We start from the raw sequence: 1158 nt of genomic DNA, 5'->3' as shown, positions 1-1158 counted from the left end.
CGGGCTGGACGTCATCCTGGGCGACCCGGACGTCAAGAGCGTGTTCGTGAACGTCTTCGGTGGCATCACCGCCTGCGACGCGGTCGCGAACGGGATCGTCGAGGCGCTGAAGATCCTGGGCGACAGCGCGACGAAGCCGCTGGTCGTGCGGTTGGACGGCAACAACGTGCTCGAGGGCCGCCGGATCCTCGACGAGGCGAACCACCCACTGGTCACCCAGGTGGACACGATGGACAACGCGGCCGACCGGGCCGCTCAGCTTGCGGCTGCGGGAGCCTGAACATGTCGATCTTCCTCAACGAGAACAGCCGGGTCATCGTGCAGGGCATCACCGGCGGTGAGGGCACCAAGCACACCGCGAAGATGCTGGCCGCGGGCACGAACATCGTCGGTGGGGTGAACGCCCGTAAGGCCGGCACCAGCGTGTCGATCGGTGGGAAGGACCTCACCGTGTTCGGCACGGTCGAGGAGGCGATGAAGGAGACCGGCGCCGACGTCAGCGTCGTGTTCGTTCCTCCGCGTTTCGCCAAGGACGCGGTGACCGAGGCGATCGACGCCGAGATCGGGCTGGCGGTCGTCATCACCGAGGGCATCCCGGTGCACGACTCGGCCTACTTCTGGGCGCACGCGGTGGCCAAGGGCAACCGCACCCGGATCATCGGCCCGAACTGCCCGGGGATCATCAGCCCTGGCAAGTCCAACGCGGGCATCATCCCGGCCGACATCGCGGGCGCCGGACCGATCGGGCTGGTGTCGAAGTCGGGCACATTGACCTATCAGATGATGTACGAGCTGCGGGAGATCGGTTTCTCCACGGCGATCGGTATCGGTGGTGACCCGGTGATCGGCACCACCCACATCGACGCGCTGGCCGCGTTCGAGGCCGACCCCGACACCGCCGCGATCGTGATGATCGGTGAGATCGGCGGCGACGCCGAGGAGCGGGCAGCCGACTTCATCAAGGCCAACGTGCGCAAGCCCGTGGTCGGCTACGTCGCGGGCTTCACCGCCCCGGAGGGCAAGACCATGGGCCACGCCGGCGCGATCGTGTCCGGCTCCGCCGGCACCGCGCAGGCCAAGAAGGAGGCCCTGGAGGCCGCGGGCGTCAAGGTCGGCAAGACCCCCAGCGAGACCGCCGCGCTCATGCGGGAGCTCATC

1 protein-coding gene and 1 pseudogene are annotated in these 1158 nt (G+C 68.3%); both read left to right on the top strand.

Features of this window, described 5'->3' with window-relative positions:
- Positions 1 to 280, top strand: a pseudogene (locus tag MMF94_RS43130) (ADP-forming succinate--CoA ligase subunit beta); the annotation flags it as partial.
- Positions 281 to 282: 2 nt separating this feature from the next.
- On the top strand, positions 283 to 1158 hold an 876-nt coding region (gene sucD, locus MMF94_RS43125), incomplete at its 3' end, for a succinate--CoA ligase subunit alpha (protein ID WP_241043291.1).

This window comes from Pseudonocardia alaniniphila, assembly GCF_022524485.1.
Classification (GTDB): domain Bacteria; phylum Actinomycetota; class Actinomycetes; order Mycobacteriales; family Pseudonocardiaceae; genus Pseudonocardia; species Pseudonocardia alaniniphila.
The sequence above is the reverse complement of the archived record's forward strand: the minus strand, read 5'-3'. Positions and strand labels throughout refer to the sequence as shown.